General features: G+C 59.0%; 7 protein-coding genes. 4 read left to right on the plus strand and 3 right to left on the minus strand.

Annotated features, from left to right (window positions below):
- Positions 1-228: 228 nt before the first annotated feature.
- From AC3ZU9_RS30755 to AC3ZU9_RS30765, 3 genes are all read right to left on the minus strand, one after another.
- Entirely contained in the window at positions 229-501 is a 273-nt protein-coding gene (locus tag AC3ZU9_RS30755) for a TfoX/Sxy family protein (RefSeq protein ID WP_010562703.1), read from the minus strand.
- A gap of 189 nt (positions 502-690) precedes the next feature.
- Positions 691-1,035 carry a pentapeptide repeat-containing protein gene (locus AC3ZU9_RS30760; protein ID WP_046034299.1) on the minus strand — a complete coding sequence of 115 codons (345 nt, stop codon included), beginning with the start codon at positions 1,033-1,035 and terminating at the stop codon, positions 691-693.
- 92 nt (positions 1,036-1,127) lie between these two features.
- Positions 1,128-2,684: a bifunctional aminoglycoside phosphotransferase/ATP-binding protein gene (locus AC3ZU9_RS30765; RefSeq protein ID WP_490091755.1), complete on the minus strand. Its 1,557-nt coding sequence runs from the start codon at positions 2,682-2,684 to the stop codon at positions 1,128-1,130.
- A gap of 118 nt (positions 2,685-2,802) precedes the next feature.
- On the opposite strand from AC3ZU9_RS30765, the gene mrcB reads away from it, so the two are divergent.
- From mrcB to AC3ZU9_RS30785, 4 genes are all read left to right on the plus strand, one after another.
- On the plus strand, positions 2,803-5,127 hold the full coding sequence (mrcB, locus tag AC3ZU9_RS30770; RefSeq protein ID WP_015885892.1) for a penicillin-binding protein 1B: 2,325 nt from the start codon (positions 2,803-2,805) through the stop codon (positions 5,125-5,127).
- Positions 5,128-5,143: 16 nt separating this feature from the next.
- Entirely contained in the window at positions 5,144-5,878 is a 735-nt protein-coding gene (locus AC3ZU9_RS30775; protein ID WP_490091756.1) for a tetratricopeptide repeat protein, read from the plus strand.
- Positions 5,878-6,207 (plus strand): YqcC family protein, encoded by a 330-nt coding sequence (locus AC3ZU9_RS30780; protein ID WP_015885890.1) that lies wholly within the window; start codon positions 5,878-5,880, stop codon positions 6,205-6,207. Before AC3ZU9_RS30775 ends, AC3ZU9_RS30780 begins: the two co-directional genes overlap by 1 nt.
- A 432-nt stretch (positions 6,208-6,639) precedes the next feature.
- Positions 6,640-8,364, plus strand: coding sequence for an acetolactate synthase 3 large subunit (locus tag AC3ZU9_RS30785; protein ID WP_015885889.1), 1,725 nt, complete (start codon positions 6,640-6,642; stop codon positions 8,362-8,364).
- The last annotated feature ends 16 nt before the right edge of the window (positions 8,365-8,380 follow it).

Below are 8,380 nucleotides of genomic sequence, written 5' to 3' on the forward strand. Positions count from 1 at the left end.
GGCAAAAAAAGACCCGGCAAGAGCCGGGTCAAATAACCGTGATTAGCCTGATGAGGAGATAATCTGAGAGTCCGAACCAATGGTCTTTCAGTTATCGGCTGATCTCGCGACCAGTTGTGATAATCATAACGATTCTCATTTGAGAGTCAACATTTGTTTTCAATGGCTCTTCAGAATTTCTCAAACGTCCGTTCGGAATGCCTGTAAATGTTGGCTTTGCCAGTCGATCTAATTTTTTTGGCGGGCCGAAATAGCGTCCAATTGCCGGTTCAACGCTTCTTTGCGCTCGGCAGGAATGTCATTCCAATGCACATCCATCAAGGCCCCTTCGATTGCATACAGCAGCACTTTCGATGCGCGAAACCCGCGCGTCCGTACGGCCCGGTAGGCATCGACCGCACCCAGGCGACGCAAGTCGGACGCACTGTGGATGCCCACCGCATGCAGCCACTGTGCTGACGTCTTGCCAAGGTTTTTCAGGTGTTGCAGCTCATCGTTCATCAAGCCTCCTTGCGACGGCCGAATGGTTCGGTGGGTATCGTGACCAGGCAAGCCTGAAAGGAGTGTAGCGCTCAGTAGGAAAAGCGTAGTTCTTTAGTCGGAAACGGCCTAAAGACCGAGAGGAGTGGTGTGGTCCGGCAGGCGGGAAGCCCGGCACGCTTGTGCGATACCGGGCTGAAGCAGCGAGTATTAGCGGGTACGGTAACGCAGGCGGGTGCCAAAGTTGACTGACATGAGGATTTCATCGGCGGTCAGCTCCGCAGGGAAATAGGTCCCGGATATCTGCGCGTGGGCTAGGCTGGCGCCTTCGAGCGAGCAACCGCGCAGGTCGAGGCCGCGCAAATCCGCAGAGCGGAAGTAGGCATCGGTAAAGTCCACGCCGGTGGCGTTCAACTCACGCAAGTCCAGGCCGCGAAAGTCCCCGCCGCGCATGTCGATGACGCCGTCTTTTGGACGTTCCTGGTTGAAGCCCCGGATATCATCTTTATGCAGGAGCGAGTAAAGCGGAGTATCAAGAAGCTTGGGCTGACTCATGACGGCAACTCCTGTTGGATTTATGGCGCCATTATAGTGCCACTATTGCGGGGTCGTGCGCCCAAGTAGACGACACGACCAAGAATTTTTTCTTACAGGCCTGGCAGGCGCTGGCGAATATGCGCCACCAACGCATCGAGCGTACCGCTTTCATTGGTCTCGACGCGTTTGCTGAGGAGCAGCTCCTCGGCGGTCAGCGAGTCGCGATTGGCTTGCTGCTCTTCGATAACGGCCAGTGTCGCGTCGGAAGGATCATTTTTGTCTGCCTGACGTTGTGCCAACCAGCTGGCGATTACGGCTTGCGGCGCGTTGCAATCCAGGATCAGGAACGGCGCGCCGGTGGCTTCGGCTACTTTGGCCGCTGCATCGCGTTGTTCGCGTTTCAGGAAGGTGGCATCCAACACCACTGGGTAACCGGCACGCAGTACGGTGTCGGCGATTTCATTCAGCCGGGTGTAGGTCGCCACACTGGCGTCGGCCGCATAGATACCGGCCTGCGGCGTGTTTTCGACGTGTTGCTCACCGAACAGACGCTTGCGTTCCACGTCCGAGCGCAGGCGCACAGCACCCAGCGCTTCCACCAGGCGCATGGCCACGTGGCTTTTGCCCACGGCCGAAACACCGTGGGTAATTGCCAGGAAGCGCGACGGAATGGTGCTGTAGCTTTCCGCCAGATTCGCGTAGTTGCGGTATTGACGCAGGGTCGTGGCGCGTTGCACCGGGCTGGCCTCGCTCGGCATGCTGAACAGCGCGATCTTGGCGCGTACCAAGGCGCGATAGGCTTTATAGAAGTTCAGCACCTCCAGGCCTTGATAGTCGCCGGTCAACTCCAGGTACTGGCTGATAAAGCGGCGCGCCAGGGATTTGAGGCCGCGGTCTTCAAGGTCCATGGCCAGGAAGCCGGTATCGGCGTACACATCGGTGAAGCGGAAAGGCTCGTTGAATTCGATGCAGTCGAAGATCACTACGTGGCCATCGATCAACGTCGCGTTACCCAGGTGAATATCGCCGTGGCATTCGCGGGTGAAACCTTCCTGTTTGCGCTGGGAGAACAGCGGCTTGAGGCGCTCGAAGCTGCTTTCGGCCCAGGCTTGCAAAGCGTCCAGTTGCGCCAGGTCGGCCTTGTCACTGAGGAACGGGCGAATCTGGTCGAAGTTCTGGCGAACCGGTGCCATCACCTCGTCCGGGGTGCCGGCCGGGTGTTCCTGCGGTACTTTCGGTGCGGTGAGGTGGAAGTGCGCGATTTGCTTGGCCATCTCATCGATGTGCGCGCTGGTCAATTCGCCGTTGGCTTGCAAGGTGCTGAGCAGTTGGCTCTGCGGGAACTGACGCATTTTCAGCGCATATTCGATGACTGGGCCATCGCCACCCAACTGAGGGGCCTCGGCCGTGCCGGTGATCGGCAACACTTCAAGATACAAATCTTCGGTCAAACGCTGGTTGAGGCGCAGCTCTTCATTGCAGAAGTGGCCGCGCTTTTCCAGATCCGTGAAGTCCAGGAAGCCGAAGTTCATCGGTTTCTTCAATTTATAGGCATAGGGCCCGGTCAGCACGACCCAGGAAATATGGGTCTCGATGACTTGGAACGCATCAACCGGGTGGGCGTATAAGGCCGGGTTTTGCAGGGCGGCGATCAGGGTCTGGCTCACGGGCGATCCTTCAGAGTCTGGCGGAAAACATGGCGGGCATTATGGCTGCTGCGGCCGGTCGTGCAAACCGCTGTCCGGCTCATGTTGATCATCAATAAAGTGCGTATAATCCGCCGCCATGACTCGAACCCGATCTCCCCGTTCCCGTAAAAAACCTCCTTCCCGCGGCCTGCGCCCTTGGCTGGGCTGGGCGCTCAAGCTCGGCCTCGTGGGCCTCGTAGTGCTCGCCGGCTTTGCGGTGTACCTCGACGCTGTGGTCCAGGAGAAGTTCTCCGGCAAGCGTTGGACCATTCCCGCCAAGGTGTATGCACGCCCGCTGGAGTTGTTTACCGGCCAGAAGCTGAGCAAGGATGACTTCCTGACCGAACTCGACGCCTTGGGCTATCGCCGCGAACCCGTGAGCAACGGGCCGGGCGCGGCGGCTGTCAGTGGTAACACCGTCGACTTGAATACCCGCGGTTTCCAGTTCTATGAAGGCCTGGAAAAAGCCCAGCCTGTGCGCGTGCGCTTTTCCGGCGATTACGTCGCTGAGTTGTCGTCCCTCAATGGCTCGAAGCTGCCGGTGGTTCGCCTCGAACCGCTGATGATCGGCGGCATTTACCCTAAAAACCTTGAAGATCGCATCCTGATCAAGCTTGACCAGGTGCCGCCGTACCTGTTGGAAACCCTGGTTGCTGTTGAAGACCGCGATTTCTACCACCACTGGGGCGTTTCGCCGAAGTCGATCGCCCGCGCGGTCTGGGTGAACACCTCCGGCGGCAAGATGACTCAGGGCGGCAGTACGCTGACGCAACAATTGGTCAAGAACTTCTACCTGACCAACGAGCGCAGCCTCACCCGTAAGCTCACTGAAGCCATGATGGCGATGCTGCTGGAGCTGCACTACAGCAAGCAGGAAATCCTTGAGGCGTACCTCAACGAGGTATTCGTCGGCCAGGATGGCCAGCGCGCCGTGCATGGTTTCGGCCTGGCCAGCCAGTTCTTCTTTGGCCAGCCGCTGTCCGAACTGAAGCTGCACCAGGTTGCGTTGCTGGTGGGCATGGTCAAGGGGCCTTCCTACTACAACCCGCGCCGCAATCCTGAGCGTGCGCTGGAGCGACGCAACCTCGTGCTTGATGTACTTGAGCAACAAGGTGTTGCCACGGCTGAACAGGTCGCTGCCGCGAAGAAAATGCCGTTGGGTGTCACTACCCGCGGCAAGCTGGCGGACAGCTCCTTCCCGGGCTTTATCGATCTGGTCAAGCGCCAACTGCGTGAAGACTACCGCGACGAAGACTTGACCGAAGAAGGCCTGCGAATCTTCACCAGTTTCGACCCGATCCTGCAGATGAAGGCCGAAGCGTCCGTCAATGACACGTTCAAGCGTCTGACAGGCCGTAAAGGTTCCGATGAAGTCGAAGCGGCCATGGTCGTGACCAATCCGGAAACGGGTGAAGTGCAAGCCATGATCGGCAGCCGTCAGGCCAGCTTTGCCGGGTTCAACCGCGCGCTGGATGCGGTGCGGCCAATCGGTTCCCTGGTCAAGCCTGCGGTTTACCTGACCGCGTTGGAAAAACCGAGCAAATACACCCTGACCAGTTGGCTCTCAGATGACCCGCTGTCGGTCAAAGGTGCCGATGGCCAAGTGTGGACACCCCAGAACTTCGACCGTCGTTCCCACGGTACGATATTCCTGTATCAGGGCATTGCGCACTCCTACAATATTTCCACGTCGCGGCTGGGCCTTGAGGTCGGCGTGCCGAATGTCCTCAAGACCATCGCGCGGCTGGGTGTCACCCGTGAGTTCCCGGCCTTCCCGTCGATCCTGTTGGGCGCTGGCGCGATGACCCCGATGGAAGTCGCGACGATGTACCAGACCCTCGCCAACGGTGGTTTCAACACCCCCATGCGCGGGATCCGCAGCGTGCTGACCGCCGAGGGTGAGCCGCTCAAGCGCTACCCGTTCCAGATTCAGCAACGGTTTGATGCGGGCTCCATTTATCTGATCCAGAACGCCATGCAGCGCGTGATGCGTGAAGGTACCGGGCGTTCGGTCTATAGCGTGCTGCCGGCGAACCTGACATTGGCAGGCAAGACCGGTACCAGTAACGATTCGCGTGACAGCTGGTTCGCAGGTTTCGGCCAGGACGTGCTGGCGGTGGTGTGGCTGGGGCGCGACGATAACGGCAAGACGCCGTTTACCGGTGCCACCGGTGCGCTGCAGGTCTGGACCAGTTTCATGCGCAAAGCTGATCCGCTGCCGTTGAACATGCCGCAGCCGGATAACATCGTGCAGGCTTGGATCGATCCGCACACGGGGCAGGGCTCAGATGCCAACTGTCCGGGCGCGGTGCAGATGCCGTATATTCGCGGCAGCGAACCGCCTCCCGGCGCCGCATGCGGTGGCAGTGCCCCCGCTGATGCGGAGTCGGTGATGGATTGGGTCAAGGGCTGGATGAATTAAGCAAAGAGGGTTTCAAGTGAACAAGTGGTGGATTCCAGCTATTACAGCTCTGGCTTTGCTCAACGGTTGCGCCAGCGTGCAGCGCGGCTCCATTCCCGTGGTGGATTCGAGCACTGCCGTCTCCAATAACGACCGGATTTCGGCCAATGGCGGCTTCCGCCAGACCGTGACCAATCGTCCAGCGCAAGCTGCGACCCAGGCGATGCCACAGGATTCCGGTGTGGTGGTCATGGTGCCAGGCGCTGGCGCTGCCACGTCTGCGCCGATCAGTGCCGAGCCGTGGACGCCAGGGCCAAGCACCTCGGGTCCGATCGACTCCACGCCGATTCAAACTGCGCCGATCAATCAGGGCACCTACACCATGCCGTCGACGCCAAGTGGCATTCCATCGTCTTCCAGCGGTGGCGGCCTGTCGGCTGACGAGCAACTGGATGGCCCGGTGCTTGCGCTGCTGACCACGGCCCAGCAACAGCAGGCGGGTGGTGATTTGAATGGCGCGTCGTCGAGCCTCGAACGTGCCCAGCGCGTGGCTCCGCGTGAGCCGCAAGTGTTGTATCGCCTGGCCCAGGTTCGCATGGCCCAGGGTGATGCTCCGCAGGCCGAGCAGTTTGCCCGTCGTGGCCTGACCCTGGCCAACGGTCGTCCCGACTTGCAAGCCAGCCTGTGGGCCTTGATTGGTGACGCGCGCGCTGCGCAAGGCGATGCCGCCGGTGCCGCGCAGGCTCGGCAAAAAGCCAAGGTCAGCCTCTGATGGATGCACGCTTCCCCGCCATTGCCGAACAGTTATTGCTGATTGAGCGCGAGTTGCGCGTGCAGGGCTGGTGGGACGAGGTGTCCCCCAGCGTCGAGGCGCTCAGCAGCGTTGAACCTTTTTCGGTGGATACGCTGGATTTTCACCAGTGGCTGCAGTGGGTATTCCTAGTGCGCATGAAGCAGATCCTCGAACAGGACCTGCCGCTGCCCAATGCGTCGGGCATCCTGGAAATGGCCGAGATGGTCTATGCCGACCGCCCGCTGGAAAGCCTTGGCTTACGTAATGCGCTGAAAAAGTTCGACCAACTGATCGTCGACGCTCGTTAATTGCCTGACTGCCGGTTTTTCCGGCAGTCTTGCGCACATTTCTACCGCTTGACGACATTCAGGCGAGTTTTATCCCTCCTCAAAGCCCTTTCTTCTACGTTCTCATGCGCTTAGTTGGAAAAAAGCGCAATTATTGCTTGACTTGAACGTCCTGAAACAGAAGAATCCAAAGTCCGCTGTATCGGGACTGCCAGAAGCAGGCCCGCTCAGCAGATCATGAGGCGCACATCCGCGCCGACCTGTTACACCCGCAACGCGTTACCTCGCGCTGGGTGGGAAAAGCCCGCAACACTTGGGACGATCCCAATACTTGCTCAGTCAGTGCTGACGTAGTCGGCGACCACCGTCGCTCATGCTCTGTTGAGAAGTAAACCTATTAAGACCCGTCGGTTTTTTAACGGACGGTATTCTGGCGTTTTAGAGGTGAACAACGTGGAGCTTTTATCTGGCGGTGAGATGCTCGTCCGCTTTTTGCGTGACGAAGGCGTCGACTATATCTACGGGTACCCAGGTGGTGCTCTGCTGCATGTCTACGACGCACTGTTCAAGGAACCGGCTGTTACCCACATCCTGGTTCGCCACGAGCAGGCCGCGACCCATATGGCTGACGGTTACGCCCGTGCCACCGGTAAAGCCGGTGTGGTACTGGTAACGTCCGGCCCTGGCGCAACCAATGCCATTACCGGCATCGCGACTGCGTATATGGACTCCATCCCGATGGTGATCATTTCCGGTCAGGTGGCTAGCACCATGGTCGGTACCGATGCATTCCAGGAAACCGACATGATCGGTATCTCCCGGCCGATCGTGAAACACAGCTTCATGATCAAGCATGCGTCGGAAATCCCGGAAGTCATGAAAAAGGCCTTCTACCTCGCACAGTCCGGTCGTCCGGGTCCTGTGGTGGTCGACATCCCGAAAGACATGACCAACCCGGCCGAGAAATTCGAATACATCTTCCCGAAGAAGGCCAAGCTGCGCTCCTACAGCCCGGCCGTCCGTGGGCACTCGGGGCAAATCCGCAAGGCCGCAGAAATGCTCCTGGCGGCCAAGCGTCCAGTGCTGTACTCGGGTGGTGGCGTGATTCTGGGCGGCGGTTCTGCGCCTTTGACTGAGCTGGCCAAACTGCTCAACCTGCCGGTGACCAATACGTTGATGGGCCTCGGCGCCTTCCCAGGTACCGACCGTCAGTTTGTCGGCATGCTCGGCATGCACGGCAGCTACACCGCTAACCTGGCGATGCACCACGCCGACGTGATCCTGGCAGTGGGCGCGCGTTTCGATGACCGCGTGATCAACGGCGCGAGCAAATTCTGCCCGAATGCCAAGATCATCCATATCGACATCGACCCGGCGTCCATCTCCAAGACCATCAAGGCCGATGTGCCGATCGTGGGTCCTGTTGAAAGCGTATTGACCGAAATGGTTGCTGCGCTCAAGGACATCGGCGAGACGCCGAACAAGGAATCTGTTGCCAGTTGGTGGAAGCAGATCGACGAATGGCGCGGTGATCGCGGCCTGTTCCCTTACGACAAGGGCGACGGCAGCATCATCAAGCCACAAACCGTGATCGAGACCCTGTGCGAAGTGACCAAGGGCGACGCCTTTGTGACCTCCGACGTGGGCCAGCACCAGATGTTCGCTGCGCAGTACTACAAGTTCGACAAGCCTAACCGCTGGATCAACTCCGGTGGCCTGGGCACGATGGGCTTTGGTTTCCCTGCGGCCATGGGCGTGAAACTGAGCTTCCCGGACACTGACGTTGCGTGCGTCACCGGCGAGGGCAGCATCCAGATGAACATCCAGGAACTGTCGACGTGCCTGCAGTACGGCCTTCCGGTGAAGATCGTGTGCTTGAACAACGGCGTGCTGGGCATGGTTCGTCAATGGCAGGACATGAGCTACAACAGCCGTCACTCCCATTCCTACATGGAGTCGCTGCCGGATTTCGTAAAATTGGTTGAAGCCTATGGCCATGTCGGCATTCGCATCACCGATTTGAAAGATCTGAAGCCGAAGATGGAAGAGGCGTTCGCCATGAAGGACCGCTTGGTGTTCATCGATATTCAGGTGGATACCAGCGAGCACGTCTACCCGATGCAGATCAAAGACGGCTCTATGCGCGACATGTGGCTGAACAAGACGGAGCGTACTTAATCATGCGGCACATTAT

This window comes from Pseudomonas sp. A39, assembly GCF_058145955.1.